Here is a 20770-nt window from a genome sequence, read left to right as displayed (position 1 = left end):
CAAGGCGGGGCCTTCCGGCCCATCGGCTCTTCCTATCATATGCTTTTTGACAGTTCCGATGTAGCCATCTGCCGAGCTTGTTTATTTCAAGTCGTTGGAGGGCGCACGCAAATGAACCATGTCGGTGCATCCCCTTTGCCGCCCGGCGTCGTGTATTTCGACGCCTTCGTCTCCCCGACGAGATGGCTGGACCCATGAAATTCCGGCTCGCAAATCGGATATCGTGAATGGAGTTAGGACAGACCGAAGCAGAAGAATTTCCCTCACTTTTCGCAAGGTCATCGCTCCGAAACGGTCTTGATCTGGGCGAATTACAAATGCTCCCGATTGTCCGTATTCTGCTCCGCCCGATCCCGATAAAGTGCCGCCCGGCCGAGCAGCATCAGGGAAACCGGGGTCGTCACCGTCATGAAAATGCCGATGAAGATTTCGTGGAAGGCGAAGCGGTCGCCGGAAACTGAGAAATAGATGATCGAGGCCATGACGATGCCGCCGGTGCCCCAGCTGGTGCCGAGGGTTGGCGCATGCAGGCGCTCATAGAAGCTGTTGAGCCTGGCAAAGCCGATGGTGCCGATCAGCGTCAGCGCGGCGCCGAGCAGCACGAAGAAGGCCACGGCAATGGCGGCCCAGAGCGGAAATTCGTGTACCTCGTTCATTCGATCACCTCGCCGCGCATCAGGAATTTGGAGAGGGCGACGGTGGAGACGAAGCCCAGAATGGCGATCAGCAGCGATGCCTCGAAATAGATGTCGTTGCCGGTGCGCAGGCCGAAGGTCAGGAGAAGCAGCATGGCGTTGACATAGAGCGTATCCACGCCCAGCACGCGGTCCTGCGCGCGCGGGCCGATGGCGATGCGATAGACTGATATCGTCATTGCGATGGCGAGCATGAGCTGCGCGAGCGAAAAGGACCAGAAAAGGATAATCGAACTCATTCGAATATCTCCATCAGCAGTTTTTCATAACGGTTCTTGATGAGGCTTATCCAGGCGGCCTCATCCACATCATCGAGAACGTGAATGAGAAGCGTGCCCTGGCTGGAATTATATTCGAGCCATGCGCTTCCCGGCGTTGAAGTCAGGATCGTCGCGAGAACGGCCAGCGCCATGGGGTCGCGAATATCGAGCGGCACTGCGAGGAAGCCGGACTTCCGGTTCTTTTCGCGCTCGAACAGGATGATCCTCACGACCGAGAGGTTGGACCTGACGATATCATAAAGCACGATGAAGATCAGCTGCACCAGCCTGTGCCAGTTGCGGATGCGCGGCTTGGCTGGCCTCAGCGACGCCATCGCCCAGGAGGCGATAAGCGCGACACAGGCGCCGAGCAGCAGGTGCCCCGGCGAAAAGCTGTTGATCGTCATCCAGAAGAAGATGAGCGAGAGGGTCAGCAGCGGGTAGGGCAGGATACGGCTGATCATGGCTCCGCCTCCGGATTGCTTCCCGCCCTCGGCGCGGAAATGACGCCCTGAATATAGCTCGCCGGCAGATCGAGAATACGCGCCGTTTCCTGCATGTAACGCATCACCGGTCCTGCCTGCACGGTCATGGCGAGCGTCAGGCCGAGCAGCAGCATGATGGGCGCGATTTCGATGACCAGCACGCGCGGCACGGTTCCCTCGATGGAGGCCCAGAAGGTGCGGATGCCGGCGCGCGTCATCGAAATCAGCGAGGCGAAACCGGCAAAAACGATCAGGAACACAAGCCACCAGGAAAGCGTGGAAACGCTGTCATTGGCGCCAAGCCCGGAAGGGTTGAGAATGGCGGTCAGCATCGAGAATTTGGCGATGAAGCCCGAGAGCGGCGGCAGGCCGGCGAGAAGAATGCCGCAGGCGGCAAAACACGCACCGAGCACCGCCATGGTGGCGGGCATGGTTACGCCGACTTCTTCCTCCTCATCCTCATCTTCGCCCTCGCCATAGGCTTCCATGGTCACGGCAAGAACGTTCGCGCCCGCATCCTGCCCGCGTTCCACCAGCTCGATCAGCATGAAGAAGGCGCTGATGGTGAGCGTGGAGCTGACCATGTAATAGAGCGCGCCGGCCGCAACCGTCGGATTGCCGGTGCCCATGGCGGCAAGAAGCGTTCCCGATGAGACGAGAACAGAAAAGCCGGCGAGCCGCCCCAGCGCCTGTGACGCAAGAACGCCGATGGCCCCGAAGATGATGGTGGCGATGCCGCCGACAAGCAGGGCGTCATGGCCGAAACCGGCGGATTCCCCTGCCGTCTGCCCGAAAAGCAGGAAGGACAGGCGGGCGATGACATAAATGCCGACCTTGCTCATGATCGCGAAGAGCCCGCCGACCGGGGCCGACGCCGCACCATAGGCGGAAGGCAGCCAGAAATTCAGCGGCCACATGCCGGCCTTGACCAGAAACGCAACGCCCAGAACCGCCGCTCCGGTCTCCAGCAGCATACGCTGGTCGGAGTTGAGGCCTTCGATACGATGGGCGAGGTCACCCATGTTCAGCGTGCCGGTCACACCATAGATGAGGCTGACGCCGATCAGGAAGAACAGCGCTGCAACGAGGTTGATGGCGATATAATGCAGCCCCGCCTTGACGCGCTGCTGGCCGGAACCGTGCAGCAGCAACCCATAAGAGGCCGCCAGCATCACTTCGAAGAAAACGAAGAGATTGAAGAGGTCGCCGGTGAGAAAGGCACCGTTGACGCCCATCAGCATCATCTGGAACAGCGAATGGAAATGCGCGCCGGACTTGTGCCACTTGGCCATGGAATAGATCAAAGACGGAATGGCAAGCAGCGCCGTCAACAGCACCATCAGGCCGGAGAGGCGATCGGCGACGAGCACGATGCCGAACGGGGCCGGCCAGTTGCCGAGCAGGTAGACGCCGCTCGAAACTACCGCGGCGATCTCGGTATTGACCGTCGAGTTCACCTCGCGGAACAGCAGGATGGCGACCACCAGCAACAGCACGGTAGAGGTGAGGCTGATGGCGGCTTTCGCCACGCGCTGGCGCTCGTCGAAGAATAGCAGCAGGGCTGCTGTGATCAGCGGCACCAGAATGGGGGCGATAACGATGTGGAAGGGGAACGACATCATTTCGACTCCCTCCCGTCCACATGGTCGGTGCCGGTGAGGCCGCGGGCGGCGAGCAGCACGACGAGGAACAATGCGGTGGTGGCAAAGCCGATGACGATGGCCGTCAGCACCAGCGCCTGCGGCACGGGGTCGGCGAGCGTCGAGCTGTCGACACCGTTGACCAGCACCGGCGGTGCATTGGTCTTGATGCCGCCGACACCGAAGATGAAGAGATTGACGGCATAGGACAGCAGCGACAGCCCGACAATGACTTGGTAGGTTCGTGGGCGCAGCACCAGCCAGACGCCGGAGCCGGTCATGATGCCGATGCCGATTGCAAGAATGAGTTCCATTACACGTCCTCCGCTTTTGCGGCTTCAGGCGTGCGAACGCGGTAGTTACGCAACGATTGGTGTGCCAGTGCTATCAGGATAAGAACGGTGGAGCCGACGACCAGCGAGAAGACGCCGAGATCGAACAACAGGGCGGATGCCGTGGGCATTTTGCCGATATAGGGTATTTCCGTATATTGGAAATAGGACGTCAGGAACGGGTAGCCGAAATACCAGGAGCCGATGCCCGTCGCCGCCGCCATCAGAAGGCCGAAGCCCATCCAGCGCAACGGCAGGATGCGGATGCGGTCTTCCGCCCAGCGCGCGCCGCCGGCGAGATATTGCAGCAGGAAGCCAATCGCCATGGTGATACCGGCCGCAAAGCCGCCGCCCGGCATATCGTGGCCGCGCATGAACAGGAAGATAGAGAAGGTGATGATGACAGGGAACATCCACTGCATCACGATTGATGGCACGTAGAGATAGTCGCGAACCGTGTCCCCATTGCTGCGGTCGGGTCTTTCCGCATCGAAGGCGTTCTGCATCTGCTGCTGTTCCGGCACCCCGATGCTTTCATGGGCAGGGCGGAAACGGCGAAGCAGCGCAAAGACGGTAAGCGCCACGATGGCCAGAACAGCGATTTCGCCGAATGTATCGAAGCCGCGGAAGTCGACAAGGATGACGTTGACGACATTGGTGCCGCCGCCTTCTGTATAGGCGCGCTCCAGGAAATAGGTCGCAATCGCGTTCGGCACGGGCAGCGTCATCACGGCATAGGCGATGACGGACATGCCGATGCCGCTTGCGGCCGCCAGCAGGAAGTCACGGGCGCGGCGAAGCTGCGCCGGGAATTCATTGCTGCTGTCGACCTTCTCGAAGCGTTTCGGCAGCCATCTGAGGCCAAGCAGGATGAGAACCGTGGTGACGATTTCCACCAATAGCTGGGTGATGGCGAGATCCGGCGCGGAAAGCCAGACGAAGGTGAGGCAGGTGACGAGCCCGGAGACGCCAAGCATGACGAGGGCGGCGAGGCGATGATATTTCGCCTGCCAGGCAGCCCCCATCGCGGCGATCATGCCGATCAGCCAGAGGATGGCGAAGATCGGGTCGAATGTCGTCACGCGCGGCAGCGACAGGGAGAATTCCGAAAGGAACAGAGGCGAGAAACCGGCAAGAAGCGCCACGAGAATGAGAAGTCTAAGCTGCGGCTGCAGACGCCGCGTGCCGAGCCTGCTTTCCAGCCACCGCGCCCATTTCCAGGACACGGTGACGAGAATGCGCTCGAAGATGCGCTGTCCCCGCAAATGCCGGAAGACCGGCGGGCCGTCGTCGCAGCGCGAGAAATAACCGCCGAGCAGGACATAGATAGTCACGCCGCCGATCAGCGCCGCGATACTCATGATGAGCGGCAGGTTGAAACCGTGCCAGATCGACAGGCTGTAGACTGGCGTCTGCGGACCGAGAACGGAAAGCACGGCCGAATGCAGGAACGGGCCGATGGACAGGCTCGGAACGATGCCGACGATCAGGCACGCAAAAACCAGGAACTCGATCGGGAAACGCATCCAGCGCGGCGGCTCGTGCGGATTGGGGTTGGGCAGGTCAACGGGTTTGGGGCCGAAGAAGACCGTATGGATAAAACGCAGCGAATAGGCGACGGCGAATGCGCCAGACAGCGTCGCGACATAGGGCAGGGCCCGGTCCAGCAGCGAGTCGGCATGGGTTTCGACGGCCTCGGCAAAGAACATTTCCTTGGAAAGGAAGCCGTTGAACAGGGGTACGCCGGCCATGGCCGCACTCGCCGCCATGGCAAGCGTCGCAGTCGCGGGCATATAGGTATAGAGCCCGCTTAAGCGCCGCATGTCGCGGGTCCCGGTCTCATGATCGATGATGCCCGCCGCCATGAAAAGCGAGGCCTTGAAGGTGGCGTGGTTGACCATGTGGAAGATGGCCGCAACCGCCGCAAGCGGGCTGCCGAGGCTGAGCAGCGTGGTTATAAGGCCGAGGTGGCTGATAGTGGAATAAGCCAGCAGCCCCTTCAGATCCTGCTGGAACATGGCGAAATAAGCGCCGAGCAGCAGCGTGATGATGCCGGCCGCACCCACCAGCCAGAACCATTCCGGCGTGCCTGCCAGTACCGGCCAGAACCGTGCGAGCAGAAATACCCCTGCTTTCACCATCGTGGCGGAGTGCAGGTAGGCGGAAACGGGTGTGGGCGCCGCCATGGCGTTGGGCAGCCAGAAATGGAACGGAAACTGCGCGCTCTTCGTCAGCGCGCCGCCGAGAATGAGAATAAGCGCCGGTAAATAGAGGGAATGGGCGCGAATGGCGGCGCCGGCCTCGATGATCTTGTCGAGGTCATAGCTTCCCGCCATGTGGCCGAGGATCAGCAGCCCGGCCAGAAGGCTGAAGCCGCCGATGCCGGTCACTGTCAGCGCCATGCGCGCACCGTCGCGAGCGCCGGCATTCTGGTGCCAGTAGCCGATCAGCAGGAACGAGAAGATACTCGTCATTTCCCAGAAGATCGACAGCAGGATGACGTTGCCAGAGAGGACCACGCCGAGCATTGAGCCCATGAAGGCGAGGAAGAAGGCGAAAAAACGCGGGATCGGATCTTCAGCCGACATGTAGTAACGGGCGTACAGCACCACCAGCAGGCCGATGCCGGTAATCAGCATTGAGAAAATCCAGGCGAACCCGTCCAGCCGCAGGGTAAAGTTCAGGCCGAGCTGGGGCAGCCATTCCACATCATATTTAAGAACCGCGCCGCCACTGACGCTCGCATAAAGAAAGATACTGCTGACCAGCCCGAAAAGGGCGACTGCGCCCGCGACGGAGGCGGGGGCTGCGGCTACACCCTCGCGCGGCATGAAAGCCGTCAGGAGCGCGCCAACGAAGGGCAATGCGACAATAAATGGGAGAATGGTTGCAAGTATCATATGCGGCGGCGGTTTTCTCTCTGGAATGGGAGCCTACGGCGGGTTTCCGACGCCTCCGATCCCTCAAGGTTCGCAATGAACCTGATGATGCTGACCGCCGGAATGACTAATACATAATATGCGGAGGCGCGCGTGGAACCACGCTGGCAAAGTCTCGGGAAGTTTGTGGCACGATGGCAACAGCAGCGAGCGAGACTTCGGCGTGATCCCTGAGGTTCGGGGCGAATGAAGCGAACTCGCTATAACGAAGGCCCGAACCGGCGTCGCCGGTCCTGCAGCCGACATCGTTGCCGCTATCGCAAGCTTTTTCGCGAAGAGAAACCGAACGGCCCGGATCGACGCTCTGCAATCGCTCAAGGCGGCTGGTTTTGGAAAGGGGCTTGATGCCGGAGGGCGCCTGAAAGCCGATCATGACGAGCAGGCTCGCGACCACGAGACCGATCAGCACTTGCGGATGGCGCCTTGAACTGCGGCCTTTCTCCATCCATGGCAAGTTGGCATCTCCTTGATCGTAAAGGTCTCTTTAAAGCATCACCGTTGAGCGAATATCCTGTTGATTTGTTTTAGGGGAAGCCGGACATGCTTGTCCAGCGCGCAGGCGGGAAAAACCGCCCGCAGCGTCCGATTCCTTTTCGTTTTTGCCCGTTTGCGGCAAAGTGAGGGCGGCCTTGGCTAAAAGCTTTTACAAATTTTACCGTTTGACGCCGCCGCCTGTGTTTCTTAACTTTCAAGCAAGGAATTAACCATAAAGATTGATGGTATTTCCACGGCGGAATGGGGTCTCTCCCCTTCCAGGCATGACGCCGCACTGCCGTACCGGTGCCGATCCGGTATTTTCGTTTCTTGGTTCAAGAAGGTCAGGCAAGCGTCGATGCCGCATCGTCCGCGATGGGTATGTTCGTTCAAAAATCCCCTTAAGGGTGCTGGCGTTCTGAACCTTGGCCAATTTGGCCGGGTTTTACCGGCCGTCATGTTATTGGGGACGTCGGTTGGGGCAGGATTTGCCATCAGATCAAGCGCGCAGGTCGGCAGGCGGAAGCCTGGCGGGACGGTTGCGTTTTGCCGGCCTCGATGAGACGCAATCCGATTTCCTGCGCAGCTATCGCAGCATGCTGGAGCCTTACGTCAAGGCCGGCCTGCGGGACGTGATGACCCGTTTCCAGTCCATGCCGGACTGTTCCCCGTCCTTCGAAAGTGAAAACCAGCTCGACCGCCTCCATGATCTGCAATCCTCGCATTGGAGCGTTTTGACGGATGCGCGTTTCGATGCGCTTTATGCCGAGCGGGTGAAGGTCCTCTCCGACAATTCCAGCCGCATGGGGCTTGATCCGCGCTGGCAGATCGCCAGCCACGCGGTGGTTCTGGAACATCTTGTCGGCGGGCTTGTGGCCGAACACGCGCCGCGCTCCTTCCTGCCCGGCAACCGCAAGAAAACCCGTGAACTGGCGGAAGCCGTGAAGAACGTCGTCCGTCTGGTGATGGTCGACACCGAAATCGCGGTCTCGCTGCGTTTTAATGAATTGCGCCTGCGCCATGGCCGGGAGCTGGCCGAGCAGCGTGACAGTGACCGTTCGGAAGCGGCGACGTTGCTGGGCACCGCATTGACGGCCTTTGCTGCGGGCGATTTGCAGGCCCGCATCGGCGGCGATGTACCTGAAGCCTATCGCGACGTTGCGGTTTCCTTCAATACGGCTCTGGAAACGATCGGCGCATCGTTGATCGCGGCGCAAAACAACATCGGCGAGGCTGAGGCGCTCGGCGCGCGGTTTGCCGATATGGGCCGCTCCATCGCGGAGCGTTCCCGCCAGCAGGCCGAAGCCCTTGCGGAGACCTCCCGTGCGATCCAGGCGATGATCGGGAACATTGCCGAAAACGGCGTCCGCATAGCGGCGACGGAAAAGGCGGTTTCCAGTGCCCGCGAGGCGGCGGTCGAAAGCGGCCGGGCGATCGGCGAGGCGATCGACGCCATGTCGGACATCGAACAATCCGCCGAGCAGATCGGCAGGATCATCGGCACGATTGACGAGATTGCTTTTCAGACCAACCTTCTCGCCCTCAATGCCGGCATCGAGGCGGCGCGTGCGGGTGATAGCGGACGTGGTTTCGCGGTCGTCGCGCAGGAAGTCCGGGCGCTCGCCCAGCGGTCTGCAGATGCCGCAAGAGAGATCAAGAGCCTCGTCGGGACCACGAAAACGCAGGTTGAGGGCGGCGTGCGCATGGTAAACCGCACGCAGGACGCAATCGGCGGCGTCGTCCGGCAGGTTTCAGGCATCAACGACATGATTGCGGAAGTCTCCCGGCATACGGCCGAGCAGGCCGGCGAACTGCAATCGGTTGCCGCCGATATTGGCGGGCAGCAAAAGCAGGCGGACCGGAACGCCGTCGATATCAGTGCGAGCGCCTCCGAAGCCGACGCGCTTCAAACCGTCATTCTGGAACTCGGCCGTACCATCCGCGAATTCCGCATTGCCCGTCAGGGGCAGGCGAAGGCGGCGTCGGATGCGGACCGGCAGGGCACTTCATTTATGGCCCGTGCGGATAACCGCACGGATTACGGCCAGGATTACCAACAATTCAGACGCCAAGGAGTCATGTAATGGCAGCCAGAAAAGCAGCTGAGGCGACGCTGAAACTGTCACCGGTGCTGGATCTCAACGAGGCATCGGCCCTGCACGGCAAGCTGATGACGCTGAGAGGAGCACCGTTGTCGGTCGACGCGTCCGAGGTGGAGCGTATCGGTGCACTTTGTGCCCAGGTCCTCATGGCCGGCGCGAAGTCCTGGGAGGAGGATGGCAAGCCCTTCGGTTTTGCCAGGGTGTCCGATGCGTTCGACAAGACCATGAAACTGATAGGCGTCGATATTGACCATTTGCTCCCCAAGGAGATGCAAAAGTGAAGAAAAAAGTTCTTACCGTGGATGATTCCCGGACGATCAGGAACATGCTCCTGGTCACGCTTAACAATGCCGGTTTCGAAACCATTCAGGCCGAAGACGGCATCGAGGGCCTCGAAGTGCTCGAGCAGAGCAACCCCGATGTCATCGTGACTGATATCAACATGCCCCGTCTCGATGGTTTCGGCTTCATCGAGGGTGTGCGTCGCAACGAAAAATACCGGGCGATCCCGATCCTCGTTCTGACGACCGAAAGCGATGCAGAAAAGAAGAACCGCGCCCGTCAGGCCGGTGCGACCGGCTGGATCGTCAAGCCGTTCGACCCTGCAAAACTCATCGATGCCATTGAACGCGTAACCGCCTGATACGGGACATTTCACGATGGATATGAACGAAATCAAGGAAATCTTTTTCCAGGAATGCGAGGAGCAGCTCGCCGAACTGGAATCGGGGCTTCTTAAATTGAATGACGGCGACCGTGATCCGGAAACCGTCAACGCCGTTTTCCGTGCCGTTCATTCCATCAAGGGCGGGGCGGGTGCCTTCGGTCTCGATGATCTCGTGGCTTTCGCCCACGTTTTTGAAACGACCCTCGACTGCGTCCGCTCCAACAAGCTGGAGCCGACCCAGGATGTTCTGAAAGTCATGCTGCGCTCCGCCGACGTGCTGGCGGACCTGACCAATGCGGCAAGAGACGGCGGCAGCGTCGATGAAAGCCGCACCCGTGGCCTCGTGAAGGAACTGGAAGCGCTGGCAAACGGCGAAGCCGTTCCGGCATCCGCGCCGGCTCCCGTCGCCGTAAAGGCACCGGAACCCGTGAAGGCCAAGCCGACGGATGAGAGCGGCTTTGAGCCGATCCCGTTCTCTTTTACGGACTTTGCCGACGAAACCACGCCGCTGATGGAAGTGCCGTCCTTCCAGATCACCTTCAAGCCGCATGCGTCGCTTTATTCGAAGGGCAACGAGGCGGCACTTCTGCTGCGCGATCTCTCGCGCATCGGCGAGATGAGCATCAATTGCGACATGTCGGAGCTGCCTTCGCTCGACAAGCTCGATCCTGAAGCATCCTATCTCTCCTGGACGGTTTCGATCGCGACCGACAAGGGCGAAGAGGGTATCCGCAGCGTCTTCGAATTTGCCGAATGGGATTGCGATCTGGAAATTGTGCCTGATGTTTCGGCCGTCGCAGGCGGCGATGAAGAGCTTCCGATGATCCCGGTGCCGTTCGACCTTTCGGCTCTCGATAGCGGATCGGAAGAGCAGCCCATCGTTGAAATCGCTACGGCGGAAGCGTCTTATGCTGCAGCAGCCGTCGAAACGGCCGTCGCGACGACGCAGATCGCCCAGAGCGTCAATGCCGCCATCGAAAAGCGCGAGGCTGCGGCCGCGCCTGCGGCAACGCAGGCGAACGCCAACGCAGCGGCCAATGCCAGCGCCGGCCAGACCATCCGTGTCGATCTCGATCGCGTCGACCGCCTGATCAACCTTGTCGGCGAGCTCGTCATCAATCAGGCGATGCTGTCGCAGAGTGTCATCGAAAACGACGCGAGTGGCACGTCGGCCGTCAATATGGGCCTCGACGAGCTGCAGCAGCTGACGCGCGAAATCCAGGACAGCGTCATGGCGATCCGCGCGCAGCCGGTAAAGCCGGTGTTCCAGCGCATGTCGCGTATCGTCCGCGAAGTCGCCGACATGATCGGCAAGCAGATCCGCCTCATCACCGAAGGTGAAAACACCGAAGTCGACAAGACGGTCATCGACAAGCTGGCGGAACCTCTGACGCACATGATCCGCAATGCCGTCGACCACGGCATCGAAACGCCGGAAAAGCGCGAGGCTGCGGGCAAGAACCCCGAAGGCACCATCAAGCTTTCGGCCAAGCACCGTTCGGGTCGCATCCTGATCGAACTGCAGGACGACGGCGCCGGCATCAACCGCGAGCGTGTTCGCCAGAAGGCGATCGACAACGATCTGATCGCCGCCGATGCAAACCTGACCGACGAGGAGATCGACAATCTGATCTTCGCGCCGGGCTTCTCCACGGCAGACAAGATTTCCGACATTTCCGGCCGCGGCGTCGGCATGGATGTGGTCAAGCGCTCCATTCAGGCGCTTGGCGGCCGCATCAGCATCTCCTCGCGCCCGGGCCACGGTTCGACTTTCACCATGAGCCTGCCGCTGACGCTTGCCGTTCTCGACGGCATGGTGGTGACTGTTGCCGGCCAGACGCTGGTGGTGCCGTTGACGGCGATCGTCGAAACCCTGCAGCCGGAAGCGAAAAACATTCACTCCTTCGGCGCGAACCAGCGGCTGATCTCCATCCGCAACTCCTTCTGCCCTCTGGTGGATGTCGGTCGCGTGCTGAATTTCCGTCCTACCCAGGCCGATCCGGTCGAAGGTGTCGCCCTTCTGGTGGAATCGGAAGGCGGCGGCCAGCGCGCCCTGATGGTCGATGCGATCCAGGGTCAGCGCCAGGTCGTCATCAAATCGTTGGAGGCGAACTATACCCATGTTCAGGGCATTGCCGCCGCCACTATCCTCGGTGACGGGCGCGTCGCGCTCATTCTGGATGTCGATGCCATCGTCAGCGCTTCGCGCGGACAGCCACTGAAGCAGGAAATGTCGCTTGCGGCGACAGGTTGAAAGCGGATCATCCATGGCAGCACTTAATTTCAGCGACCAGCGCCAGTCTCCCGACGACGTTCTTGCCAGCGGTGAATATCCGCTGACGAGGCGCGACCTGTCGGAAATCGCGGCGATGATCTATGCCGATGCGGGTATCTATCTCAACGACACCAAGGCGTCGCTGGTCTATTCCCGCCTGTCGAAGCATATCCGCAATCTCGGCCTGTCAGGTTTCCGCGAATATTGCGCCCTGGTATCTTCGCCGGAGGGTGCGCCGGCGCGGCGCGAAATGCTGTCGCACCTGACGACGAATTTCACCCGCTTCTTCCGCGAAAACCATCATTTCGAACATCTGCGTGATGACGTCCTGCCGGGCCTCATCGCCCGGGCGAAATCCGGTGGGCGCGTCCGCATTTGGTCGGCGGCCTGTTCCGACGGGCAGGAGCCCTATTCGATTGCGCTCACCGTGCTCGCCATGTTTCCGAATGCGGCGGATTACGATTTCAAGATCCTCGCGACGGATATCGACCCGAAGATTTTGGCGCAGGCCCGCGCCGGGGTCTATGACGACAACGCGCTCGAAACCGTGTCTCCCGCCATGCGCAAGCAATGGTTCACGGAAGTCGATGCCGGCGGTCGCCGCAAGTTCCGCATTGACGACAAGGTCAAGCGCCTCATCACGTTCAACGAATTGAACCTGATGACGCAATGGCCCTTCAAGGGCAATTTCGACGTCATTTTCTGCCGCAACGTCGTCATTTATTTCGACGAGCCGACGCAGACGCGTATCTGGTCGCGTTTCGCAGGCCTGCTGCCGGAAGGCGGTCATCTTTATATCGGCCATTCCGAACGTGTGTCTGGTGACGCCAAGAACCTGTTCGACAATACAGGCATCACTACATACCGCTTCATTGGTCACGCTTCGGGGAGGAAGGCATGAGCGCGCTCGCAAGGGTTCTTGTCGTTGATGATTCTCCGACGATGCGCGGCCTGATTTCGGCCGTCCTCAAGGCCGATCCCGAGGTTGAGGTGGTCGGTCAGGCCGGTAACGCCATGGAGGCGCGCGCCGCCATCAAGCAGCTCAATCCCGATGTCGTGACGCTCGACATCGAGATGCCGGAAATGAACGGGCTGGAATTTCTCGAAAAGATCATGCGCCTGCGGCCCATGCCGGTCATCATGGTCTCGTCGCTCACCCATCGCGGTGCGGACGCTTCGCTGGCCGCGCTTGAAATCGGCGCCTTCGACTGTGTCGGCAAACCGGCGCCGGGCGATGCACGCCCCTTCGGCGATCTCGCCGACAAGGTGAAGGCCGCTGCCCGCTCACAGCATGCCGCTTACCGCGCTGCGCGCCCGGAAGCCGCAGCCGCGTCGCAGCCGGTCCCGGTCAGCGAATATCGGGCCGGTCGCAAGGTCGTCGCCATCGGTTCCTCCACGGGTGGTGTTGAAGCGCTGATCGCCGTGCTGCAGAAATTTCCGGCCAATTGCCCGCCGACCGTCATCACCCAGCACATGCCGCCGACCTTCACCAAGAGCTTCGCCGAACGGCTGAACCGCATCTGCGCCCCCGTTGTGGAAGAGGCGACTGATGGCGCGCGCCTGCAGACCGGTAAGATCTATCTTGCGCCGGGCGGCGAACGCCATCTGCAGATCGCCAACCGGTCTGCACCCTGCTGCCGGCTTGTCGAGCGCGATCCCGTCAACGGCCATCGCCCGTCGGTCGATGTGCTCTTCGATTCTGTCGCCGAGCTTGCCGGCCGCAACGCCGTCGGCGTCATCTTGACCGGCATGGGCCGCGATGGCGCGGCCGGGCTCCTGAAAATGCGTCATGCCGGTGCGCGCACCGTCGGCCAGAACGAAAAAACATGTGTCGTCTATGGCATGCCCCGCGTGGCCTATGAGCTGGGCGCGGTGGAACAGCAATTGCCGTTGGCCTCCATCGGCGAAGAAATCCTGAAACTAACCACTGCCCGCAAAGAAGGTGCTGACTAATGTCTCTCGCAGAAAAGATCAAAGTTCTGATCGTCGACGATCAGGTGACCAGCCGGCTGCTCCTCAGCGATGCGCTGACACAGCTCGGCTTCAAGCAGATCACCGCCGCCGGCGACGGCGAGCAGGGAATGAAGATCATGGAGCAGCAGCCCCATCATCTCGTCATCTCCGATTTCAACATGCCGAAGATGGATGGTCTTGGTTTCCTGCACGCCGTCAGGGCCAACCCCACCACCAAGAAGGCCGCCTTCATCATCCTCACCGCGCAGGGTGACCGCGCGCTGGTGCAGAAGGCAGCACAGCTCGGCGCCAACAACGTGCTGGCCAAGCCCTTCACGATTGACAAGATGCGCGCTGCCATCGAGGCGGTTTTCGGATCGCTGAAATGATTGAAGCTGCGGCCAAGCGCGTACATATCATTCAGGGCGAGTACAAGGTCGTCAGCGATCCCGACGTGGTCATGACGACGATACTCGGTTCGTGCGTGGCCGCCTGTCTGAGAGATCCCGTTGCCGGCCTCGGAGGCATGAACCACTTCCTGCTGCCGGGAACGGGCAATGTGACCGGCGGAGATGCGACGCGTTACGGCGTGCATCTCATGGAGCTCCTGATCAACGGCCTCCTGAAGCAGGGCGCGCGGCGTGACCGGCTGGAAGCCAAGGTTTTCGGCGGTGCAAAGACGATCGCCAGCTTTTCCAATGTCGGCGAGCAGAACGCCATCTTCGCCATGCAGTTTCTGAAGGACGAAGGTATTCCGGTCATAAGCTCCTCCACGGGCGGGGAACACGGCCGCAAGATCGAATTCTGGCCGGTCTCTGGTCGTGCACGGCAGCATCCGCTCAGCGGCGCGGAAACCCAGAAGACGGTTGCCTTGGAAACGCGTCCGGTGCCGGCCCCCAAGCCCGTCGCCAACGACATCGAATTTTTCTAGTCACGGAGTTTCCAATGCAGCTTGCAGAGCACACCGCCGCCACTCCGTTCGAAGAAGCCCTGCCGGATGTTCTGATGCGCGTGGTATCGGAACTGCACGATGTCGCCTACCTTATAGAGCGCATCGAACCGCAATTGCTTGAAGTGACCAGCGGTCAACTGTCGAACGACGGCGTCAAGCTGTTGCAGGGCATCGACCTTGCCGTCCAGAAAACCCGGGGCCTTGCCGAATTCATCGATACCATCACCGGTTCCATCCCCGGAGACTGGATCGTGGATGTCTCCACCGCGCTCAGCCTCGTCAAGCTTGCCGAAATGCAGAAGGCGCTCGGCGCGGCCTTCCGCCACGGCCATTCCCAGCCGCTCGACAAGGCCTCCGGCGACTTCGATCTCTTCTAGCGCCATTTCCGCCGTTGCCCGCCTCTTCGCGGAATGCGGAGAAAGGCAACGCTCGCGCAAGCTTCGCACCCTATTGTCATTACGGGGCCAAAAGGTCTCGGACTCTATGAATGACGGTGCGGAACAGAATGAATCTGTTAAATCAAATCCCTCAGGTCTTGAAGAATGTTGCTGCGCTGGGGCAGACACGGCTTTTGATGCTGGGCGGCGTGGGCGTTTTGTCCATGGCCATTATCCTTGCAGCAGCGCTTTATGTGAACCGTCCTGCTTATGAGACCCTCTATGTGGGGCTTGAAAAAAGCGACCTCAACAAGATCAGCATTGCGCTCGCCGAATCGGGTCTGGACTTTCAGGTAGGGACCGATGGTTCCAGCCTTCAGGTTCCCGTCGGGCTCACCTCCAAGGCGCGGCTGCTTCTGGCTGAACGCGGCCTGCCTGACAGCGCCAATGCCGGTTATGAGCTTTTCGACAATGTCGGTTCTCTCGGCCTGACCTCCTTCATGCAGGAAGTGACGCGCGTTCGCGCCCTTGAGGGCGAGATCAGCCGCTCCATCCAGCAGATTGACGGCATTGCCGCCGCACGCGTCCATATCGTCATGCCTGACGTCGGCAATTTCCGCCGTGGCGAACAGAAGCCCACCGCATCGGTCATGATCCGCGCCAGCGCCACCGCAGGGCGCAAGGCATCGGCTTCCATCCGTCACCTCGTCGCCTCGGCCGTTCCCGGCCTTGAGGTCGATGACGTGACACTCCTCGATTCGACCGGCCAGCTTCTGGCCTCCGGCGACGACGTCACCAACGCCGCCATGAACCGCTCGCTGACGCTGGCGCAGAATGTTCAGCAGGAAATCACGACCAATATCGACAAGGCGCTGGCGCCTTTCCTCGGCATGGACAATTTCCGCTCCAGCGTGACGGCGCAGCTCAATACAGACAGCCGTCAGATCCAGGAAACCGTCTACGATCCGGAATCACGCGTCGAGCGCTCCATCCGCACGGTAAAGGAAGACCAGAAATCCCAGGAAACGCAGCCAGATACGGCCGCGACCGTGGAGCAGAACGTACCGCAGGCAGCGCCCCAGGGCGGCGGCGGCGGCCCGCAGTCTTCCGACCAGTCGGCCAAGAAGGAAGAGCAGACGAACTACGAGATCAATTCCAAGACGGTCGCTACGGTCAAGAACGGCTACACCGTCGAGAAGATTTCGGTTGCCGTGGTCGTCAACAAGGGTCGCATCGCCAAGATGGTCGGCGAACCCGCCGATCAGGCCAAGATCGACGCCTATCTCGCCGAAATGCAGAAGATCGTCACCTCGGCGGCCGGTATTTCTGCCGACCGCGGCGATATGGTTACGCTGACGGCCATGGACTTCCTCGAAACGCAGCTGCTTGACGAAGCCGTAAGCGGGCCGGGCATCATGGAAGTGCTGAGCCGCAATTCGGCCGGCATCATCAACTCGCTCGCCTTCGTCGCCGTCGCCTTCCTCGTCATCTGGCTCGGTGTGCGTCCTCTGGTCCGCACGGTTACCGCCAACGGTGCGGCGGCGGGTCAGCTCAGCCAGGAGACAGCCGGTCTGGAACTGCCGGACTTCTCTCCCGGCATGGATGCCGGCGCAGGCGGCCTCATGGAAGGTTTCGGGGCGGATTTCGGCTTCGACAGCACCGACGATCTTCTGGCAGGCGGCGATGGCGAGGGCACATTCAACCGCCGGGTTCGCGAAGGGCCCGAACGCAGGCTCTCCCGCATGGTGGAAATCAGCGAGGAACGAGCCGCCAAGATCCTGCGCAAATGGGCGGTGGAAAAAGCAGCATAATATCAAAAAGGCCGGTTTTACCCGGCCTTTTTTCTGTTTTCGGGCTTTTTGCTATCCTTGGCGGGCGCATCGTGGCAATCTCGTTTTAGGACAGTGTTTACAAAAAATTCAGCAACGATACAGTTTGCTGGGAATTGGCTGAGAATGCCGTTTATGGATTGAACAGCTTTTCAGTATGTTTTTTTAGCAATAGACGAACAGTGAAATACGTGGAAAGGCTGGTGTCAGGTAATGGCAAATCCCAGTCCGTTCCATAAAATGAAGTGATTCGGTCTCCGGGGGGCTTGCCGTCCCATTTTGGTAAGCTTCTCGAATGGAATGATTCCATCCCGAGGTATAATCTCCCACTGGGAGCAAGAGGGCGTAGGCGATTGAAAGTCGATGTTGATATCCGCAGGCTGTCTGCCAAGCCTATGGAGGGCATGGGTAAGCCCTTGCCACGCGATCAGCTTGCTAAAAACGTCGCAGCCACGGCTGCTGCCGGTAACGTTGCAGGCGCACTGGATCTGCTCGTAACCTATGCTGGCGCCTCGCATTATCTGCTGGCGCGGGATGATCTTCTCGAAGAAACCGGACTGAAATTCATCGTCACCTCCGACTGGCCTTTTGATCTGGTCCGCAGGCTTGGCCTTGAACTGGCCAACAGCCAGAACAGATCGAGCGAAATGGAGAAATGCCTTTCGCTTCTGCAGCCGCGGCTGCTTTTCCTTCCCGATGATGTTTCGGTTCCCTACGGCATAGACCGGCAATATTCGGCACTGTCTTTCTGTGTGGGCCGCATCCGGCTTTCGCTGCTGCTGCTGTTTCCCGAAGAAGCGGTGCCTTCGCCGGAAAGACTGCGCGAAATCGCCCTGCTGACGGGTTATTGCGTCAGTTTCGGCATTGCCAGCGAAGCAAAGACCGTGCGCGATATCGATCTCACGGAGCGTGAGCTTGAGTGCCTGTTCTGGATCGCGGAAGGCAAGACAAGCGATGAAATTGCGATGATCCTTGGCATTTCGCGCAATACGATCAATAATTACATCACAAGCGTGATGCGGAAAACCGCGACAAAAACCCGCTCGGAGGCAATTGCCTACGCCGTGCGCAACAACCTCGTATAATGGTCGGACGGATGGTACAGACGAAAGACAATGAGGGTACAGGTCAAATGGGCATGTTTTACCGCAGCCCTGTCGTGACGAGCCGGTCGGATCTGTTTCCGAAGCTTGTCGCCATGCAGAAGCTGGTCGGCGCGCGCAATTTCGTGGTGACGAAAGCTGCCGCTTCCGGTTTCCCGAACAAGAAGAAGCTGACCTGCGAGCTCGAAAACTGGGGCATGAATGCCGCAGAACAGAGCGCGCAGTTCATCCGCGCCGTCGGCGATATTCTTCTCGATCATATCGAGACATCGCTTTTGCCGGTCATCTGGCGCAACAAGAATGCCGGCGGCTTTGCCGATCTTCCCGATGTGCCCGCACTTCTGCGCCGCATCGAGAACGACACATTGCCCTATGCGGGGCTCGCCCTGCCGGTGCGGCTTGGCACCATCGGCAACGGTTATATCGTCTTCTGCGGCACCAACCTCGTTCTCGACAATGAGGTCGTGATCGAGCAGCACATCAAATGCTGCGAGATCATGGTGGACATGCTGGCGCTGGACGAGCGCAAGGCGGCACCCTCCGAAGCCTTGAGCGAGAGGGAAATCGCCTGCCTGCAACTGGCGGGGGATGGCCGTATCAGCGAAGAAATCGCGGTCAAGCTCGGGCTTTCCGTGCACACCGTCAACGCCTATCTCGGTTCGGCGACGATCAAGCTCGATTCCGTCAACCGTATCCAGGCGATCGCCAAGGCTATCAGGCTCGGTTACATCCATTGATGGCGGGCGGGTTTTCCCGCCCCTCCCAGGCCGGCGGCCCCGAACCGGCATTTGCGCCTCCCTAAAAGGCGCTATCGGCACTTCGCGTTTTTTTAACAGTTGCCTACTAGAACTTTTATAAGTTTGGCTTTGGGGAACTGTTTCATGCACAACCGGCTCTTTAAGTCCGTTGCTGGCAAGGTTGTCGCGCTGACGATCGGCCTGATCACGCTCAGCGTGGCGGCAGTTGGTTTTTCGACCTATATCCGCTTGAAGGACAATATCATCACCACCGCGCTGCGTGATACGCACAGCGCAATGCGCAGCATGGCGATCCTTTACGAACTGAAGGTCGGCGGCGTCGCCCTCGAAATGGTGGATGGGGACCTCAAAAGTGTGGGTCGCGCCAGCATCGGAACGATGCGCGACAATGATCTCGTCGACCGCACCGCAGCCGGTAACGGCGGTATTTCTACCGTGTTTGAAGCCAAGGGCGGCGAGTTCATTCGCATGACCACCAATCTGAAGAACGAAAAGGGCGAGAGAGCAGCCGGCACCAAGCTTGCTACCGATCATCCCGCTTTTGCGAAAGTCTCCAAGGGTGAGGCCTATTTTGGCACCGCCACGCTGTTCGGCACCAGCTACATGACCGGTTACATGCCTGTCACGAACAAGACCGGCGCAACCGTCGGCATCCTGTTCGTGGGTGTTCCCATGGACGTCTACGATGCGCAGATATACAGCCTGCGCGACATGATGCTCATCTGCGGCGCGCTCGCCATGCTTGGCGTCGGACTGCTCGCCTACTTTGTCATCAAGCGCACGCTTCAACCCCTTGGCAAGTTGACCGATGCGGTGAAGTCCCTTTCGGACGGCAATCTCGATACGCCGATCCCCTACGCCACCAACACCAATGAATTCGGCAACATCGCCCGCGCGCTGGTGATTTTCCGCGAAAATGCGGTCGAGAAACTGGCGATTGAGGGCAAAAGCGCCGAAGAACGCTCTGCGGCGGAGTCCGAGCGTTACCGCAACGACGCCGAAAAACAGGAACTCGACAGCCAGATCGAATTTGCGGTCGGCGAGATCGCCTCCGGTCTTGGCAGGCTTTCGCGCGGCGATCTCAGCCGCACGATCGAGACGCCTTTCGCTGGCCGTCTTGACCGTCTGCGCACGGATTTCAACGAATCCCTTCTCAACCTGCGCGATGCGCTGGGGCAGATCCGCGAGCGCACGCTCATCATCCAGCATAGCGGTTTTGAAATTGAGCAGTCGTCGGTCGATCTGTCGAAGCGCACCGAAAATCAGGCCGCCTCGCTGGAAGAGACCGCCGCCGCCGTAGACGAAATCACCGTCACCGTCAGATCCTCGGCCGAGCGTGCGCGGGAGGCCAATGAGGCCGTGCGCATCACCAAGCAGAGCGCCGACAGTTCCGGTTCGGTCGTCAGCAACGCCGTCGACGCCATGGGCCGGATCGAAGGTGCCTCGCGCAAGATCGAGCAGATCATCGAGGTCATTGATGACATTGCCTTCCAGACCAATCTTCTTGCGCTGAATGCCGGTATCGAGGCGGCGCGTGCGGGCGAAGCGGGCAAGGGTTTTGCCGTCGTGGCGCAGGAAGTGCGCGAGCTTGCCCAGCGCTCCGCCGACGCGGCCCGCGAGATCAAGCAGCTCATCAACCAGTCGACGCATGAGGTCAGCTCCGGTTCGAAGCTGGTGCAGGAGGCGGGCACGGTTCTTTCCGCCATCAGCCAGCAGATCGTCACCGTCAGCCAGCATGTCGAAACCATCGCAACGGCGACGCAGGACCAGTCCTCCGCGCTTCACAACGTCAACAGCTCCGTCAACCAGATGGACCAGATGACCCAGCAGAATGCGGCGCTTGCCGAACAGTCGAGCGCGGCCAGCAGGGTACTGTCCGGCGAGGTGGAAGCGCTGCTCGATCTCGTCCAGCGGTTCCAGATGGAGCAG

General features: G+C 60.2%; 20 protein-coding genes. 13 read left to right on the top strand and 7 right to left on the bottom strand.

Features of this window, described 5'->3' with window-relative positions:
* Positions 1-311: 311 nt before the first annotated feature.
* The 7 genes from mnhG to WDZ78_RS22405 form a co-directional block, all read right to left on the bottom strand.
* Positions 312-656, bottom strand: a complete 345-nt coding sequence (gene mnhG / locus WDZ78_RS22435; RefSeq protein ID WP_425674285.1) for a monovalent cation/H(+) antiporter subunit G — start codon at positions 654-656, stop codon at positions 312-314.
* Positions 653-934: a K+/H+ antiporter subunit F gene (locus tag WDZ78_RS22430; RefSeq protein WP_112356015.1), complete on the bottom strand. Its 282-nt coding sequence runs from the start codon at positions 932-934 to the stop codon at positions 653-655. Before WDZ78_RS22430 ends, mnhG begins: the two co-directional genes overlap by 4 nt.
* Positions 931-1419, bottom strand: coding sequence for a Na+/H+ antiporter subunit E (locus WDZ78_RS22425; protein ID WP_425674284.1), 489 nt, complete (start codon positions 1417-1419; stop codon positions 931-933). The genes WDZ78_RS22430 and WDZ78_RS22425 overlap by 4 nt, the downstream gene beginning before the upstream one ends.
* A complete protein-coding gene (locus tag WDZ78_RS22420; RefSeq protein WP_165001562.1) occupies positions 1416-3062 on the bottom strand; it encodes a monovalent cation/H+ antiporter subunit D in 1647 nt (548 codons plus the stop codon). The genes WDZ78_RS22425 and WDZ78_RS22420 overlap by 4 nt, the downstream gene beginning before the upstream one ends.
* A complete protein-coding gene (locus WDZ78_RS22415; RefSeq protein ID WP_003503487.1) occupies positions 3059-3394 on the bottom strand; it encodes a Na+/H+ antiporter subunit C in 336 nt (111 codons plus the stop codon). The genes WDZ78_RS22420 and WDZ78_RS22415 overlap by 4 nt, the downstream gene beginning before the upstream one ends.
* Positions 3394-6312 carry a monovalent cation/H+ antiporter subunit A gene (locus WDZ78_RS22410; RefSeq protein ID WP_425674283.1) on the bottom strand — a complete coding sequence of 973 codons (2919 nt, stop codon included), beginning with the start codon at positions 6310-6312 and terminating at the stop codon, positions 3394-3396. Before WDZ78_RS22410 ends, WDZ78_RS22415 begins: the two co-directional genes overlap by 1 nt.
* 106 nt (positions 6313-6418) lie before the next feature.
* Positions 6419-6796 carry a hypothetical protein gene (locus WDZ78_RS22405; protein ID WP_425674300.1) on the bottom strand — a complete coding sequence of 126 codons (378 nt, stop codon included), beginning with the start codon at positions 6794-6796 and terminating at the stop codon, positions 6419-6421.
* 454 nt (positions 6797-7250) lie between these two features.
* On the opposite strand from WDZ78_RS22405, the gene WDZ78_RS22400 reads away from it, so the two are divergent.
* The 13 genes from WDZ78_RS22400 to WDZ78_RS22340 form a co-directional block, all read left to right on the top strand.
* Complete coding sequence (locus tag WDZ78_RS22400; protein WP_425674282.1) at positions 7251-8909, top strand: globin-coupled sensor protein; 1659 nt, start codon at positions 7251-7253, stop codon at positions 8907-8909.
* The gene (locus WDZ78_RS22395) at positions 8909-9208 is read left to right on the top strand and encodes an STAS domain-containing protein (protein ID WP_003503483.1); all 300 of its coding nucleotides are present in this window, start codon (positions 8909-8911) and stop codon (positions 9206-9208) included. Before WDZ78_RS22400 ends, WDZ78_RS22395 begins: the two co-directional genes overlap by 1 nt.
* Complete coding sequence (gene cheY1 / locus WDZ78_RS22390) at positions 9205-9570, top strand: chemotaxis response regulator CheY1 (RefSeq protein ID WP_003493773.1); 366 nt, start codon at positions 9205-9207, stop codon at positions 9568-9570. The genes WDZ78_RS22395 and cheY1 overlap by 4 nt, the downstream gene beginning before the upstream one ends.
* Positions 9571-9586: 16 nt before the next feature.
* On the top strand, positions 9587-11848 hold the full coding sequence (locus WDZ78_RS22385; RefSeq protein ID WP_003503479.1) for a chemotaxis protein CheA: 2262 nt from the start codon (positions 9587-9589) through the stop codon (positions 11846-11848).
* Between the two features lie 13 nt (positions 11849-11861).
* Positions 11862-12770 carry a protein-glutamate O-methyltransferase CheR gene (gene cheR / locus WDZ78_RS22380; protein ID WP_020010395.1) on the top strand — a complete coding sequence of 303 codons (909 nt, stop codon included), beginning with the start codon at positions 11862-11864 and terminating at the stop codon, positions 12768-12770.
* Positions 12767-13822, top strand: a complete 1056-nt coding sequence (gene cheB / locus WDZ78_RS22375) for a protein-glutamate O-methylesterase CheB (protein ID WP_425674281.1) — start codon at positions 12767-12769, stop codon at positions 13820-13822. The genes cheR and cheB overlap by 4 nt, the downstream gene beginning before the upstream one ends.
* A complete protein-coding gene (gene cheY2 / locus WDZ78_RS22370) occupies positions 13822-14211 on the top strand; it encodes a chemotaxis response regulator CheY2 (protein ID WP_003503467.1) in 390 nt (129 codons plus the stop codon). The genes cheB and cheY2 overlap by 1 nt, the downstream gene beginning before the upstream one ends.
* Complete coding sequence (gene cheD / locus WDZ78_RS22365; RefSeq protein WP_020010397.1) at positions 14208-14753, top strand: chemoreceptor glutamine deamidase CheD; 546 nt, start codon at positions 14208-14210, stop codon at positions 14751-14753. Before cheY2 ends, cheD begins: the two co-directional genes overlap by 4 nt.
* Before the next feature lie 14 nt (positions 14754-14767).
* On the top strand, positions 14768-15151 hold the full coding sequence (gene cheT, locus WDZ78_RS22360) for a chemotaxis protein CheT (protein ID WP_020010398.1): 384 nt from the start codon (positions 14768-14770) through the stop codon (positions 15149-15151).
* Between the two features lie 128 nt (positions 15152-15279).
* Positions 15280-16962 carry a flagellar basal-body MS-ring/collar protein FliF gene (gene fliF, locus WDZ78_RS22355; protein ID WP_026363652.1) on the top strand — a complete coding sequence of 561 codons (1683 nt, stop codon included), beginning with the start codon at positions 15280-15282 and terminating at the stop codon, positions 16960-16962.
* Between the two features lie 371 nt (positions 16963-17333).
* Entirely contained in the window at positions 17334-18065 is a 732-nt protein-coding gene (gene visN, locus WDZ78_RS22350; protein ID WP_003522759.1) for a transcriptional regulator VisN, read from the top strand.
* A 53-nt stretch (positions 18066-18118) separates the two neighbouring features.
* Positions 18119-18820 (top strand): transcriptional regulator VisR, encoded by a 702-nt coding sequence (gene visR, locus WDZ78_RS22345; RefSeq protein WP_003522758.1) that lies wholly within the window; start codon positions 18119-18121, stop codon positions 18818-18820.
* A 144-nt stretch (positions 18821-18964) separates the two neighbouring features.
* Positions 18965-20770 (top strand): methyl-accepting chemotaxis protein (locus tag WDZ78_RS22340; protein ID WP_425674280.1); only part of this gene is annotated, 1806 nt, incomplete at its 3' end.

It is taken from the genome of Agrobacterium sp. M50-1, assembly GCF_049843495.1.
GTDB classification, from domain to species: domain Bacteria; phylum Pseudomonadota; class Alphaproteobacteria; order Rhizobiales; family Rhizobiaceae; genus Agrobacterium; species Agrobacterium radiobacter.
The sequence above is the reverse complement of the archived record's forward strand: the minus strand, read 5'-3'. Positions and strand labels throughout refer to the sequence as shown.